Origin of the sequence: Bacteroides sp. ET71 (assembly GCF_023336905.1) — a bacterium.
In the GTDB taxonomy this organism is placed as follows: domain Bacteria; phylum Bacteroidota; class Bacteroidia; order Bacteroidales; family Bacteroidaceae; genus Bacteroides.
In genome coordinates this window covers 86883-101748 of sequence record NZ_JAMBLS010000005.1, presented here as the reverse complement: position 1 = coordinate 101748, position 14866 = coordinate 86883, and the positions used below count along the sequence as shown (strand labels likewise).

General features: G+C 54.5%; 15 protein-coding genes. 11 read left to right on the top strand and 4 right to left on the bottom strand.

Translation table 11 applies throughout. The annotated features are described in order from the left end of the window. Position 1: 1 nt before the first annotated feature. Positions 2-688, bottom strand: a complete 687-nt coding sequence (locus M3090_RS04890; RefSeq protein WP_249054275.1) for a phosphatidylserine decarboxylase family protein — start codon at positions 686-688, stop codon at positions 2-4. 185 nt (positions 689-873) lie between these two features. Here M3090_RS04890 and dnaE point away from each other — a divergent pair, with 185 nt between their 5' ends. The 11 genes from dnaE (at position 874) to M3090_RS04835 (ending at position 12781) form a co-directional block, all read left to right on the top strand. Beyond that, positions 874-4671: a DNA polymerase III subunit alpha gene (dnaE, locus tag M3090_RS04885; protein ID WP_249054274.1), complete on the top strand. Its 3798-nt coding sequence runs from the start codon at positions 874-876 to the stop codon at positions 4669-4671. 56 nt (positions 4672-4727) lie between these two features. Continuing rightward, positions 4728-5042 (top strand): thioredoxin, encoded by a 315-nt coding sequence (gene trxA, locus M3090_RS04880; RefSeq protein WP_249054273.1) that lies wholly within the window; start codon positions 4728-4730, stop codon positions 5040-5042. Positions 5043-5091: 49 nt separating this feature from the next. Next, the gene (locus M3090_RS04875) at positions 5092-5427 is read left to right on the top strand and encodes a hypothetical protein (protein ID WP_249054272.1); all 336 of its coding nucleotides are present in this window, start codon (positions 5092-5094) and stop codon (positions 5425-5427) included. A 281-nt stretch (positions 5428-5708) separates the two neighbouring features. Further along, entirely contained in the window at positions 5709-6983 is a 1275-nt protein-coding gene (gene serS, locus M3090_RS04870; RefSeq protein ID WP_249054271.1) for a serine--tRNA ligase, read from the top strand. Positions 6984-7091: 108 nt separating this feature from the next. Then, positions 7092-7346 (top strand): hypothetical protein, encoded by a 255-nt coding sequence (locus M3090_RS04865; RefSeq protein WP_249054270.1) that lies wholly within the window; start codon positions 7092-7094, stop codon positions 7344-7346. An 87-nt stretch (positions 7347-7433) separates the two neighbouring features. Next, the gene (locus M3090_RS04860) at positions 7434-7670 is read left to right on the top strand and encodes a type II toxin-antitoxin system RelE/ParE family toxin (RefSeq protein WP_249054269.1); all 237 of its coding nucleotides are present in this window, start codon (positions 7434-7436) and stop codon (positions 7668-7670) included. Between the two features lie 15 nt (positions 7671-7685). Then, positions 7686-8264, top strand: coding sequence for an acyltransferase (locus tag M3090_RS04855; protein ID WP_249054268.1), 579 nt, complete (start codon positions 7686-7688; stop codon positions 8262-8264). Positions 8265-8717: 453 nt separating this feature from the next. Then, positions 8718-8963: a hypothetical protein gene (locus M3090_RS04850; RefSeq protein ID WP_249054267.1), complete on the top strand. Its 246-nt coding sequence runs from the start codon at positions 8718-8720 to the stop codon at positions 8961-8963. A 45-nt stretch (positions 8964-9008) separates the two neighbouring features. After that, on the top strand, positions 9009-11312 hold the full coding sequence (locus tag M3090_RS04845) for a bifunctional dihydroorotate dehydrogenase B NAD binding subunit/NADPH-dependent glutamate synthase (protein WP_249054266.1): 2304 nt from the start codon (positions 9009-9011) through the stop codon (positions 11310-11312). A 210-nt stretch (positions 11313-11522) separates the two neighbouring features. Further along, entirely contained in the window at positions 11523-12104 is a 582-nt protein-coding gene (locus tag M3090_RS04840; RefSeq protein WP_249054265.1) for a superoxide dismutase, read from the top strand. 77 nt (positions 12105-12181) lie between these two features. Next, positions 12182-12781 carry a DUF3267 domain-containing protein gene (locus tag M3090_RS04835; protein WP_249054264.1) on the top strand — a complete coding sequence of 200 codons (600 nt, stop codon included), beginning with the start codon at positions 12182-12184 and terminating at the stop codon, positions 12779-12781. 136 nt (positions 12782-12917) lie between these two features. Here M3090_RS04835 and M3090_RS04830 read toward each other — a convergent pair whose 3' ends face one another. From M3090_RS04830 to panD, 3 genes are all read right to left on the bottom strand, one after another. Next, a complete protein-coding gene (locus tag M3090_RS04830; protein WP_249054263.1) occupies positions 12918-13745 on the bottom strand; it encodes an agmatine deiminase family protein in 828 nt (275 codons plus the stop codon). Next, positions 13727-14371 (bottom strand): hypothetical protein, encoded by a 645-nt coding sequence (locus M3090_RS04825; protein WP_249054262.1) that lies wholly within the window; start codon positions 14369-14371, stop codon positions 13727-13729. Before M3090_RS04825 ends, M3090_RS04830 begins: the two co-directional genes overlap by 19 nt. A 96-nt stretch (positions 14372-14467) precedes the next feature. Continuing rightward, positions 14468-14818 carry an aspartate 1-decarboxylase gene (gene panD, locus M3090_RS04820; RefSeq protein ID WP_249054261.1) on the bottom strand — a complete coding sequence of 117 codons (351 nt, stop codon included), beginning with the start codon at positions 14816-14818 and terminating at the stop codon, positions 14468-14470. Positions 14819-14866 lie beyond the last annotated feature (48 nt).

Here is a 14866-nt window from a genome sequence, read left to right as displayed (position 1 = left end):
ATTATTTTAGTCTGGCAATGACGGTCTGGTTACCCGTGGTCGTTTGCCCCAGTTTGACCAGCACCTCCGTACCCAGTGGCAGGAACACATCCACACGCGAACCGAACTTGATGAACCCCATGTGCTCGTCAATGTAACACTCGTCACCTTCCACAGCGTATGTGACGATTCGCCGCGCCATTGCACCGGCAATCTGACGGGCCATCACCTCCACGCCTTCGGGCGTCTCGATGACCACGGTCGACCGTTCGTTATCCGTACTGGCCTTGGGCAGCCACGCTTTCATGAATTTGCCGTTTTGATGAAGAACTTTCTTCACCGTCCCATCCACAGGATACCAGTTGGCATGCACGTTCACCAAACTCATGAAGATAGAAATCATAATACGACGGTCGTGGAAATACTCGTTCTCGTCCACCTCTTCCACGACTACCACCTTTCCGTCAGCAGGAGCCACCACCACCTTCTCCGTATCTTGCCCGAACAGCCGGATAGGACAACGGAAGAAATTAACCATAATCCCATAAACCACCAGACTCAACAGAGCAATAATATAGAAAGGGATTCTGGTCTCCAGCCCCCAGTAAAGCGCAGCGTTAATGATTAACAGCAACAGAAAGCTGCCAGTCAGTGTATGTGTACCTTCACGGTGTATGCGTATTTTCTTCAATCTTTTCAAACGACCCATTATCTCGTAATTACAACAGTTGTTATGAATAATGTAGAATCTGCGTGCAAAAATAGGCTTATTTTGAACATGAAGCAAAAAAAGCGTACAGAAAAGTACCTGTTAATAACTTTTGGGAGAAAATTTTGCCCAATCCCGCATTTGGTTGTATTTTTATGCGCTCATTAGAAAGGAAAACTCAAACTATGCAAGATTTCGTCCACCTACACGTACACACCCAATATTCGCTCCTCGACGGTCAGGCCAGCGTCAGCAAGTTAGTAGACAAAGCCATGAAAGACGGCATGAAAGGAATCGCCGTCACCGACCATGGCAATATGTTTGGCATCAAAGAGTTCTACAACTATGTAAGCAAAAAGAACAGCGGCCCGCGCGGAGAAATCAAAGAACTGAAGAAACGCCTGGCCGAGCTGGAAAACGCTTCGTCCAAGGATGCTGAAACCTTGGAGGAGATGGCGGCTTGTCAAAAGAAAATAGCCGAAGCAGAAAGCAAGCTGTTCAAGCCCGTCATCGGATGCGAGATGTACGTGGCCCACCGCACCATGGATAAGAAGGAAGGAAAACCCGACCAAAGCGGCTGGCACCTCATCGTCCTGGCGAAGAACGAGAAAGGCTACCATAACCTCATCAAGTTGGTCTCCCGCGCATGGACGAAGGGTTACTACATGCGTCCACGTACCGACCGAAGCGAACTGGAGAAATACCACGAGGGCCTCATCGTCTGCTCGGCCTGCTTAGGCGGAGAGATACCCAAGAAGATAATCGCCGACCATTACGACGAGGCGGAAGAGGCCATCCAATGGTACAAGAACCTATTCGGCGAGGACTATTACTTAGAACTGCAACGCCACAAGGCAACCGTCGAACGTGCCAACCACGAAGCCTTCCCTTTGCAGCAGAAAGTGAACGCCAAGTTGCTGGAGTATGCCAAGAAATACAATATCAAGGTTATCTGCACGAACGACGTGCACTTTGTGGACGAAGAAAACGCCGAAGCACACGACCGCCTCATCTGCCTCAGTACCCAAAAGGATTTGAACGACCCCAAACGGATGCTCTACACCAAGCAGGAATGGATGAAAACCAAGGCAGAGATGAACCAGCTTTTTGCCGACGTGCCCGAGGCCCTTTCGAATACGCTGGAAATTCTGGACAAAGTGGAATACTATTCCATAGACCACGCTCCCATCATGCCTACCTTCGCCATCCCCGAAGACTTCGGCACGGAGGAAGAATACCGAAAGAAATATACCGAGAAAGACTTGTTCGACGAGTTCACCCAGGACGAAAACGGTAACGTCGTGCTGGATGAAGACGCCGCCAACGCTAAAATCAAACGTTTGGGCGGCTACGAGAAGCTGTACCGCATCAAGTTGGAGGCCGACTACCTGGCCAAACTGACTTTCGACGGAGCCAAAAGGCTGTATGGCGACCCGCTGTCCGAGGAAATCAAAGAACGGCTGGTGTTCGAGCTATACATCATGAAGACAATGGGTTTCCCGGGCTACTTCCTCATTGTGCAAGACTTCATCAACGCGGCGCGCACCCAACTGGGCGTGTCCGTAGGCCCGGGACGCGGCTCGGCGGCCGGCTCGGCCGTGGCCTATTGCTTAGGCATCACCAAGATCGACCCCATACAGTACGACCTGCTGTTCGAACGTTTCCTGAACCCCGACCGCATCTCGCTGCCCGATATCGACGTAGACTTCGACGACGACGGACGCGGAGAAGTCTTGCGCTGGGTGACGGAGAAGTACGGCCAGGAGAAAGTGGCGCACATCATCACCTACGGCACGATGGCCACGAAGATGGCTATCAAGGACGTGGCCCGCGTGCAAGGGCTCTCCGTGGCCGAGTCTGACCGCCTCTGCAAACTGATTCCCGACAAGATTCCCGACAAGAAGCTGAACCTGCCCAACGCCATCGAATACGTCCCCGAACTGCGAGCCGCCGAAGCCTCGCCCGACGAACGCGTGCGCGACACCCTCAAATACGCCAAAATGCTGGAAGGAAACGTGCGAGGCACGGGCGTGCACGCCTGCGGCACCATCATCTGCCGAGACGACATCACCGACTGGGTGCCCGTCAGCACGGCCGACGACAAGGAGACGGGCGAAAAGATGCTGGTCACACAATACGAAGGCTCGGTCATCGAAGACACCGGACTGATCAAGATGGACTTCTTAGGCCTGAAGACGCTTTCCATTATCAAGGAAGCCGTGGCCAACGTGAAGTTGCACCGGGGCATAGACTTGGACATCGACACCATCCCCATAGACGACCCGGCCACTTATAAACTTTACTGCGACGGACGTACCGTGGGCACCTTCCAGTTCGAGTCGGCCGGCATGCAGAAGTACCTGCGCGAGCTTCAGCCCAGCACCTTCGAGGACCTCATCGCCATGAACGCCCTCTACCGGCCGGGGCCTATGGATTACATCCCCGACTTCATCGACCGCAAGTGGGGACGCAAGCCCATCGAGTATGACATCCCTATCATGGAGAAGTATCTGAAGGACACGTATGGCATCACCGTCTACCAGGAGCAGGTCATGTTGCTGTCCCGATTGCTGGCCAACTTCACCCGCGGTGAGTCTGATGCCCTGCGCAAAGCGATGGGTAAGAAGCTGCGCGACAAGCTGGACCACATGAAACCCAAGTTCATCGAAGGCGGCAAGAAGAACGGCCACGACCCGAAGGTGTTGGAGAAAATCTGGGCGGACTGGGAAAAGTTTGCTTCGTACGCCTTCAACAAATCGCACGCCACGTGCTACTCGTGGGTGGCTTACCAGACGGCCTACCTCAAGGCCAACTATCCCGCCGAATACATGGCTGCCGTGATGAGCCGAAGCAAGGACAACATCACGGACATCACGAAGTTCATGGATGAATGTAAGGCAATGGGCATCAAGGTATTGGGACCGGACGTGAACGAAAGTAACCTGAAGTTCACCGTCAATGCCGAGGGCAACATCCGCTTCGGGCTGGGAGCCGTGAAGGGAGTGGGCGAAAGCGCCGTAGAAAGCATCATAGAAGGGCGTAAGAAGGAGGGGCCGTACAAAGGCATATTCGACTTCGTGCAGCGCGTCAACCTGAACGCCTGCAACAAGAAGAACCTGGAATGTCTGGCACTGTCCGGCAGTTTCGACAACTTCCCCGAGCTGACGCGCGAACAGTATTTCGCCGTCAATGCCAAGAACGAGAGCTTCTTGGAAACTTTGGTGCGCTACGGCAACCGCTACCAAATGGACAAGGCCATGGCCTTGAACTCGCTGTTCGGAGGCGAGAACATGGTGCAAGTCTCTACGCCCGAAATATTGCCCACCGAACGCTGGAGCGACCTGGAGCGTCTGAACAAGGAACGCGAACTGGTAGGCATCTACCTCTCGGCACATCCGTTGGACGAGTTTTCGGTCATACTGGAGAATGTGTGCAACACGCACATGAAGGAACTGGAGAACAAAGAAAACCTCGTGGGACGCGAAATCACCATGGGAGGCATGGTCACTGACGTGCGGCGTGGCACCAGCAAGAACGGCAACCCCTACGGCATCGTCCGCATCGAAGACTACACGGGCTCGGCCGAACTGCCGTTCTTTGGCAACGACTGGGTCACCTGGCAAGGTTACCTGGGCGAAAAGACTTTCCTGTTCATCAAGGCACGGTGCCAGGCCAAGCAATGGAAACAGAACGAGCTGGAGGTAAAGGTCACTTCCATCGAGCTGCTGCCCGACGTGAAGGAGAAGCTGGTGGAAAAGATTACCATCTTCATTCCGCTCAGCGTCCTGAACAAAGGGCTCATCGCCGAACTGGCCGACCTGACCAAAGCACACCCCGGCAACACGCAACTGTGCTTTAAGGTGATGGACAAAGATACGCGCATGGCCGTCGACCTCGTGTCGAGACCGGTCAAACTGAACGTGGGCCGCGAGCTGATTTCATACTTAAAAGGGCATCCCGACCTCAGGTTCCAGATAAATTAGTATCTTTGCAGCGAAAGAGAATCATCAGAAACACCAAACTTTAATATTAGAACATTATGGCTTTGAACATTACAGAAAGCAATTACAAAGAACTGCTGGCAGGCGACAAGCCTGTGGTTATCGACTTCTGGGCTACGTGGTGCGGACCATGCCGCATGGTAAGCCCCATCATCGACGAACTGGCTACGGAATATGAAGGACGCGCTGTCATCGGCAAGTGCGACGTGGAAGAGAGCAACGACCTGGCCATGGAGTACGGCATCCGCAACATTCCCGCCGTGCTGTTCTTCAAGAACGGCGAGCTGGTGGACAAGCAGATAGGCTCGGCCCCCAAGGCAACATTCGTGGCCAAGCTGGAAGCACTGCTCTAAGACAGTACAGACATTCAGACCATCCAAACCTTCTAAAAAGACATCAACCATGAGACAAGATGACGACTTTTTGCAGGACGACCTCGATGACGAAAAGACCATCGAGTTCATTAAGAATTACCTGCCGCAAGACTTGAAAAACAAGTTCACGGACGACGAGTTCTATTACTTCCTCGACCTGATTGACGAGTACTACACGCAAAGCGGTATCCTCGACGCACAGCCCGACGCAGAGGGCTGCATAGAAATCGACCTGGAGAAAGTTGTCGATTACATGGTCAAGGAAGCCCGAAAAGACGGAATGGGTGAATATGACCCCGAAGAACTGCTCTTCATCGTACAGGGAGAGATGGACTATGCCGACTCGCTGGACAACGGAGACTGACATCGGTCCGCACACTTATGCAAAGAGGGTATGCCCGCCAAGGCATACCCTCTTTCGTTATCCCCACAAGCGCCGCGGCCGGCACGCACGGCAAGGAAGGCTGCGGCGAACGGCAAGCGCAGCCGTTGCACCCGGCAAGCAACAGACTGACGGACAAGAAAATCTGCTTTCGGCAAAAGCCTTCTCACCAGAACATCACCACATATCGGTTTTTTGCGTATCTTTGCCCCGCGAATCGTACAGAACGAAATGAAATAACATTAAATAAATAGGTATAAACCATGCTTACCATCAAACAAATCACCGAGAACACCGACGCCGTGGTGCGCGGACTCGAGAAGAAACATTTCAAGAACGCCAAGGAGACCATCGACCAGGTGCTGGCCCTCAACAACAAGCGCAAGAGCACGCAAGCCGTGCTGGACACCAACCTGGCCGAAGTGAACGCCACCTCCAAAACCATCGGCCAACTGATGAAGGAAGGCCGCCGCGACGAGGCCGAAACCGCCAAGGCACGCGTGGCCCAACTGAAAGAGACCAACAAGACACTGCAAGCCGACATGGACCAGGCCGCCCAAGACCTGCAACAACTGCTCTACACCATCCCCAACGTGCCCTACGACGAAGTGCCCGAAGGCAACGGCGCCGAAGACAACCTCGTCGTCAAGATGGGCGGCATGGAGACACCCCTGCCCAAGGACGCCCTGCCCCACTGGGAACTGGCCAAGAAGTATGACATCATCGACTTCGACTTGGGCGTGAAAATCACCGGCGCCGGATTCCCCGTCTACAAAGGCAAAGGCGCCCGCCTGCAACGCGCCCTCATCAACTTCTTCCTGGACGAAGCACGCGCATCGGGCTACACCGAAGTGATGCCCCCCACGGTGGTCAACGCCGCCTCGGGCTACGGCACCGGCCAACTGCCCGACAAGGAGGGACAGATGTACCACTGCGAGGTGGACGACCTCTACCTCATCCCCACCGCCGAGGTGCCCGTCACGAACATCTACCGCGACGTCATCCTCGACGAGCGCGACCTGCCCATCAAGAACTGCGCCTACACCGAGTGCTTCCGCCGCGAGGCCGGCTCCTACGGCAAGGACGTGCGCGGCCTGAACCGCCTGCACGAGTTCTCCAAGGTAGAGCTCGTCCGCATCGACAAGCCCGAACACAGCCGCCAGAGCCACCAGGAGATGCTAGACCACGTCGAGGGCCTGCTGCAGAAGCTCGAACTGCCCTACCGCATCCTGCGCCTCTGCGGCGGCGACATCAGCTTCACCGCCGCCATCTGCTACGACTTCGAGGTCTACAGCGAGGCGCAGAAGCGTTGGCTCGAGGTCAGCTCCGTCTCCAACTTCGACACCTACCAGGCCAACCGCCTGCACTGCCGCTACCGCACGGCGGACAAGAAAATCGAGCTGTGCCACACGCTCAACGGCTCGGCCCTCGCCCTGCCCCGCATCGTGGCCGCCCTGCTGGAGAACAACCAGACGCCCCAGGGCATCCGCATCCCCAAGGCACTGGTGCCCTACTGCGGGTTCGACATGATTGACTGATACACATTATATTATACAGATGCACAAGAAAAGAAGGCAGGGGCTTGCAAAGTTCCTGCCTTTCTTTTACCTTTGTCCCTGTTGAACCTAACGAAGGAGGAACCAACTATGGAAGCAACCGTATCATTGGATTATCTGTGGAAACTGATACAATCGCTCAGTCCCGACAACAAACGCTGGCTGGCCGGCAAGCTCTACGAAGAAGTAGAGGAAGAGGAAAAACAACGCCTCACGCCCTACACCATGGAGGAAATCAATGCCCGCATTGAACGCTCGCGTGCCAATATCAAGGCCGGACGCGTGCATACGACGGAAGAAGTCAGACGCATGATAGAAAACAAACACCCTTGGCTATGCGAGTGATATGGGATGATGATGCAAGCGAAAGACTTGCCGATACGCTGGAATATGGCCGCGACACATTTGGCGAACGCGCAATGAAGAAATTCTATGCCCGTTATCTTGGATTACGAGCAACTCTTGCAAAGCAACCCCGGAATGGGAAAGAAAGAGCCACTGCTTGAAAAAGAGCCGGAAGGTTATCGCAGCATCGTCGTGCATCCCAATTACAAAATAGTGTATTACGTTGAAGGTGACACTATTTACATCGCCGACCTCTGGGACACCCGACGCGAGCCCGTCCGACAGGCCGACGGACTGACCGGAACCGACACCCATAACCCATAACACCCATATATCCCCATGACACAGATAGAAGGAAACGAAAACCAACTCATCTTCGCCTTCCCCGACCGGGAAGTCAACTGCACGACAACGACCGATGCCCTGACAAGCCGCCTGCTGGAGAGGGCGGACATCTCCATCATCGGCCACCGCAACCGCGTGCTGCTGCACTTCGAGTCGGAGGCCGCTGCCGAAGAGCTGCTGACGGGAGGCGGCTTCCTGCTGATTGTCAAAGGCGATGACAACGACGTGGAGGTGGGACACGTCATCGTGCGCTGCTCCTCCATCCTGGGCATGACGGGACTGAAGCTCATCGTCGGCCAACTGCCGGGACTGGGCGCGGGCGTGTCGCGCACGGCCAACGGCTGCCGCGTGCGCATCGGCAACCGGGTGGTCATCAACGGCGTCACGCTCTACTTGCAAGAAGACCGCTCGCACGTCTGCATCGGCGACTACAGCATCGTGGGCTGGGGAAGCATCGTCACCAGGCGCTTCGACGAGCCCAACGTCATCCTGGCCGGCATCCCCGCCAAGGTGGTCAAACGGGGCATCAACTGGGACCGCAGGAGCCTCAACAAGTACATGCTGGGGAGATAAGCCACCACTCGTAGCTTACCTCCCCCAAAGCCGTGCAAAGCTCCTGCCTTTCTTTTCAAACAATAAATCCTTACATCACGAGAGACATCGCGGAGACTTCCCTTGCGCATGGCCGACACTTGTGCTAAGTATCACCGACACTTGTGCTAAGTATCACCGACACTTGTGCTAAGTGTCACGGATACTTGTGCTAAGTGTCAGCGACACCTGTGCTAAGTGTCAACGCACTGTCACTGAAATCATTAGAAAGCGCCCAACGAGGCACACTGATGTCGTGCCGACATCCAAAACTATTTACAGAAGAATGCCGGTGTCCCGGCACCGACGACAGCGACGGCGAAGGCACCTTCGGCTAACGCTAAAAAAACACAAGAAAAGGCCGGCGTAGGGATGGACGTCGGCCTTTTTTGTTAACTTTGCGGGGAAAGTAAAAACACAGTAAAAGAACACCCTATGAACGCAACCATCTCACTGGACGGCCTCCTGTCCTTCATCCGCTCCCTTGCCCTCAGCCCCGACAACAAAGAGTGGCTGGCCCAAAAGCTGATTGAAGACGCCCGACACGAACAGGATGCCGCCCCTTGCCAATACACCGCAGAGCAACTGCAACAACGCCTGGAACAATCTATGCAGAGCTATCGCGAAGGACACTATTACACCAGCGACGAACTGCGCAAACGACACGCCCCATGCGAATAGTCCAAGTCCCTCAAATCCTACGTAATTATACATAACTAACCGAATATGAACAAGATTCTCCACAAAGAACATTTCTCCGAAAAGGTCTTCAAGCTCGTCGTTGAAGCACCCCTCATCGCCCGGTCGCGCAAGGCCGGGCACTTCGTTATCGTCCGCGTCGGCGAGAAGGGCGAACGCATGCCCCTCACCATTGCCGAAGCCGACCCCGTAGCCGGCACCATCACCCTCGTCGTGCAGGAAGTCGGCCTCTCCTCCACCCGCCTCTGCGAACTGCAGGAAGGCGACTACATCACCGACGTCGTCGGCCCCCTGGGACAAGCCACGCACATCGAACGCTTCGGCACCGTGGTCTGCGCCGGAGGAGGCGTGGGCGTCGCCCCCATGCTGCCCATCGTACAAGCCCTGAAGGCTGCCGGCAACCGCGTCATCACCGTCCTGGCCGGACGCACCAAGGAACTCATCATCCTGGAAAAAGAGATGCGCGCCTCCAGCGACGAAGTCATCATCATGACCGACGACGGCTCCTACGGACAGAAGGGCCTCGTCACACAGGGCGTCGAGCAGGTCATCCTGCGCGAACGGGTAGACAAGTGCTTCGCCATCGGCCCCGCCATCATGATGAAGTTCGTCTGCCTGCTGACCAAGAAATATGACATCCCCACCGACGTGTCGCTCAACACCATCATGGTGGACGGCACGGGCATGTGCGGCGCCTGCCGCATCACCGTGGGCGGCAAGACCAAGTTCGTCTGCGTGGACGGCCCCGAGTTCGATGGCCACCAGGTGGACTTCGACGAGATGCTCAAGCGCATGGGCGCCTTCAAGCCCTACGAACAGGAAGAGATGCACAAGCTGGAACACCCCGACACTTGCCAGGCCACGGGCGAATCCCTCCAGGAAGAAGACAAGACCCGCAACGCCCCCTGGCGCGTGGAACTGCGCAAGGCCATGAAACCCAAGGAACGCACCGCCATCCCCCGCGTCAAGATGCCGGAGCTCGACCCCGAATACCGCAGCCACAGCCGCCGCGAAGAGGTGAACCTCGGCCTCAACGAAGAGCAAGCCCTCACCGAAGCCAAGCGTTGCCTGGACTGCGCCAACCCCGGCTGTATGACCGGCTGCCCCGTAGGCATCGACATCCCCCGCTTCATCAAGCACATCGAAAAAGGCGAGTTCCTCGAGGCCGCCAAGACCTTGAAGGAAACCAGTGCCCTGCCCGCCGTCTGCGGCCGTGTCTGCCCGCAGGAGAAGCAGTGCGAATCCCAGTGCATCCACCTGAAGATGAACGAGCCCGCCGTGGCCATCGGCTACCTGGAACGCTTCGCCGCTGACTACGAGCGCGACAGCGGCCAGATTTCCGTGCCCGAGATTAAGGAGAAGAACGGCATCAAGGTAGCTGTCGTAGGCAGCGGCCCCGCCGGCCTGTCCTTCGCAGGTGACATGGCGAAGAAGGGCTACGACGTCACCGTCTTCGAGGCGCTGCACGAGATTGGCGGCGTGCTGAAGTACGGCATCCCCGAATTCCGCCTGCCCAACAAGATTGTGGACGTGGAGATAGACAACCTGGCCAAGATGGGCGTGCAGTTCGAGAAAGACTGCATCATCGGCAAGACGCTCAGCATCGCCGAGCTGAAGGAAGCAGGCTTCCGGGGCGTATTCGTAGCCAGCGGTGCCGGCCTGCCCAACTTCATGAACATCCCCGGCGAGAACTCCATCAACATCCTCTCGTCCAACGAATACCTGACGCGCGTCAACCTGATGGACGCTGCCAGCGAGGACAGCGACACCCCCGTGCCCTTCGGCAAGCGCGTGGTGGTCATCGGCGGCGGCAACACGGCCATGGACTCCGTGCGCACGGCAAAGAGATTGGGTGCCGAGCGTGCCATCATCGTCTACCGCCGCAGCGAGGCCGAGATGCCCGCAAGAATAGAAGAGGTGAAGCACGCCAAGGAAGAGGGCGTGGAGTTCCTCACGTTGCACAACCCCATTGAATACCTGGCCGACGAGCAGGGCCGCGTGAAGCAGGTAGTCCTCCAGAAAATGGAACTGGGCGAACCCGATGCCAGCGGCCGCCGCAGCCCCGTGCCCATCCCCGGTGCCACGGAGACGCTGGACATCGACCTGGCCATCGTCAGCGTCGGCGTAAGCCCCAACCCCATCGTGCCCCACTCCGTCGAAGGACTGGAACTGGGCCGCAAGGGCACCATCGCCGTGAACGACGACATGCAGTCGTCCATCCCCTTCATCTTTGCCGGCGGCGACATCGTGCGCGGCGGTGCCACGGTCATCCTGGCCATGGGCGACGGACGGCGCGCGGCAGCGGCGATGGACAAGCAGCTGCGCGGCTGAAACTGATTGGCTAACTGAATGACAACATGATAAAGGCTTACGCGTTTCTCCACAGAAAGCGTAAGCCTTTTTTCCTTATACTTATTTTTAGACACTTATAAATAACTACATTCCATTCCTTCTCCCCCAAAATTGTACTACCTTTGCAAAGCCATGGTTTCCATAAACCCAAGGCACAAAACACTATAATCTTTTAAAAACTTTTATGTCATGAAGAACGAAATGCCCAAACTGCCCTATCCAAACAACGGACTGGAACCGGTCATCAGTGCCGAAACCCTGACTTATCATTACGGCAAACACCTGCAAACCTATGTGACAAACCTGACAAACCTGACCGCAGGCACAGCCTATGAACAAAAGGAAGTGGAAGACATCGTGGCCACTGCTCCCGATGGCGCCATCTTCAACAACGCCGGACAAGTGCTCAACCACACGCTCTATTTTCTGCAATTCACCACGCCCCATCAGGCACAAGCACCGGAAGGCCGGCTGGCCGAACTTATCTACCGCGATTTCGGCAGCCTGGACAACCTAAAAGAACAAATGGAAAAAGCCGCCATCGGCCTCTTCGGCTCGGGATGGGCATGGCTGTCACTAAGCAAGGAGGGAACCCTGCAAATTACCCAAGAAAGTAATGCAGGCAATCCGTTGCGCCGGGGCGACACCCCCTTGCTCTGCATAGACGTATGGGAACATGCCTACTACATCGACTACCGCAACCGCCGCGCCGACCATGTGAAGCGCCTTTGGGACATCATCAACTGGCAAGCCGTAGGCAACAGGCTATAAACCCGCCTTCTTCCCCTCAAGGAAGGACAATGCCCATACCAAGTGCGTACTATTTTGACTTATAGAAAAGATATGCCATGGCAAAGATTATCTGGAAAGGTTTTACCGAGCACGTCATTCGTGCCCCACGCCGACCGTTGCCGCCCGACGCCCGGCCTCTGATTGTCCCCCGGCGGCACTACTGGCTGAAAGCCATCTTGCTGGCTGCGCCCGTCTATCTGCCCGTATTGGCTTCACTGTATCTAAAGAACAGTTTCCTTCAAACAGACATGCGGGACAAGCCGTGGATAGTGGCGGGTATGGCATTGGCTCTGCTACTGGGACCCTTGCACGAATACTTGCACGCTTGTGTCTATCCCAAGATGGCCACGGCGCACATCGGCGTGCTTTACAAACGGTTTCTTTTCTATATGGATTGCGGAGCACCCATCGGCCGTGGAAGGTATTTCGTAATGTGTCTGCTGCCGATGCTGCTCTGCATCCTTCCGTGGATTATCTTCCTACTCTGTCCGGCCGATGCCAAAGCCTTGGCTTCGTTGTGCTGGGGCTGCGCCATCATGGGAGCCGTAGGGCCATGCCCCGACTACATGAACGCACTTTGCGCCTGGCGGCAAGTGCCGCGCGGTGGGTACCTACAGGAAGGAGAAGATGGAGGGGATTACTGGTTCGTACCCTGATGTGGAGAACTGCCCAATCTTGGAGAAGAGAAATTTTTTAGCATCATAAACAAGCGTAGATTGCTCAAATAAGACAAGTACCAACAAAGAAGTCTCACCTACTTGCTTCTACCGAGCGTTGCAGGAGAGGCTTTCTTTATACCTTTATATTCCATGAAATGCAATTCAAAGCACCCCCATAGCCAACTATATCCGAGACATCGACCTGTTCTATCCGTCCCCGATAATCAGAAAAAACTTCTTCAAATTGTCTCATAGCCTGCACATCCTCTTTGATGCCAAACGCAGGAACAAGAATTACATCTTGAGTCTGAAGAAAGTTTATATAAGCCCAAGTCAGATTTCTACTACGCGGACGGGTAGTATAGACCAATGGAATGACATTGAAATGACGCTCCAACGCCTCACGAAACTTACGAGCAAAATGACGGGACTGTTCGTAGGCAGTCAGCAAAACAACATCATCGGCCACCCACCTCACGATACCGTCTGCATGTCCATAAGGTTCTGATCGATCCCAAGGCAAGAACACTATTTCGCACTCAAACAACCTTTCGAGTTCAGCAACTACGACCCGAGGGGACAATTGTTGGTTTTCCCAAAAGACCTTCTCGGTCATGATGATGTTCTGAGAGCACTTAACCACATTACCACCATCAATAATGAGTGCTGACTGCACCGACTTAATGCCCAACTCATCCAAGGTCCTGTCAGGATTGGTAATAAATGGACGATTCCTTCTACTCCTCAGATAATCCGGATAATAAGTATAGCGAACAAATTTCTGATCAGTCACTTGCACCGGCATATAGTCACGACACCAATAGTCCCGCGTATGCGGCAACAAACCATACTTCACTCCGTGCTTCTCCAACAGCCGACACACATTGGCAAAAGTAACAGGAAAATCTTGTCGAATCCATTCTGAAAAATAAACCTGATTAGTCAGTCGGTCGGTAAGCATATATCATCATTCAATTTGAAACTCCACGGTCGATCGTCTGGTACTCCGTCAATCTTCCTATAGGGTTCTTGAGGATTACCAGTCTCCCAGTATGCACACACCCGGCAACGTCGACCTTGCAGCAAGGACTTACGTGGAAAACGCTCTTCGTCTACCCAACGAACACCGCTATCACCAGCAAGCGAAAAACCGTTGAGATAATCATATAAATAAGTAGAACGGTCATCGCGATTGTTTTTCTTTAACTCCAAAAAGCGATTGTTATTGACATCAAACACGGAATATTCGCGTATCAAGGCAGAGGCCCGATAACCTTGTTCCTCGTTCTCAAACGTAATGTCAAAACCGGAAACATGAGCATGCAATGTCATCAGTGGGAAATAGGGTACGACAATACCTTTTTCCGGGCGATTACGATGATACACGATGAAATCTTTAATAGGATTCGCGCGTTCTTTCTCATCGTGAAAATAAAACTCAACAGTGCAGATATACACCCGATATACATCACGGACATTAATGTAGCCGCCGTAAATAAAATGGGGAGCCAAACGAGAAAAACTTTCCGTCAGTTCTTTTTCGGAAGACGGCCGCTTAAAGTCAGCCAAAATCTGATATAGTGCCATAAAATTCTACTTAAGAAGATACATAAAATAATGACGGCACAGACACTCCCCGCCAAACCAGGAAACGTCTATGCCGCTTCTCATATAGAAATACGTTTACACCAGCTTGTTCGTCGCCGGGTCGGGGAAGATGACCGTCGGCTTGAACGTCTTGGCCTCCTCGAAGTCCATCAGGGCGTAGGACATGATGATGACGATGTCATCCGGCTGTACCTTGCGGGCAGCGGCGCCGTTCAGGCAGATGCAGCCCGAGCCGCGTTCGCCCTTGATGATGTAGGTCTCGAAGCGCTCGCCGTTGTTGTTGTCCACGATGGCCACCTTCTCGCCGGCAATCATGTTGGCAGCGTCCAGCAGGTCTTCGTCGATGGTGATGCTGCCCATGTAGTTGAGGTTGGCCTCGGTGACGCGGGCGCAATGGATTTTCGATTTCAGAACTTCAATAAACATCTTTTTTTATTTTAGCAGTTGACAAAGGGAACAAGTTAACGAGACTAC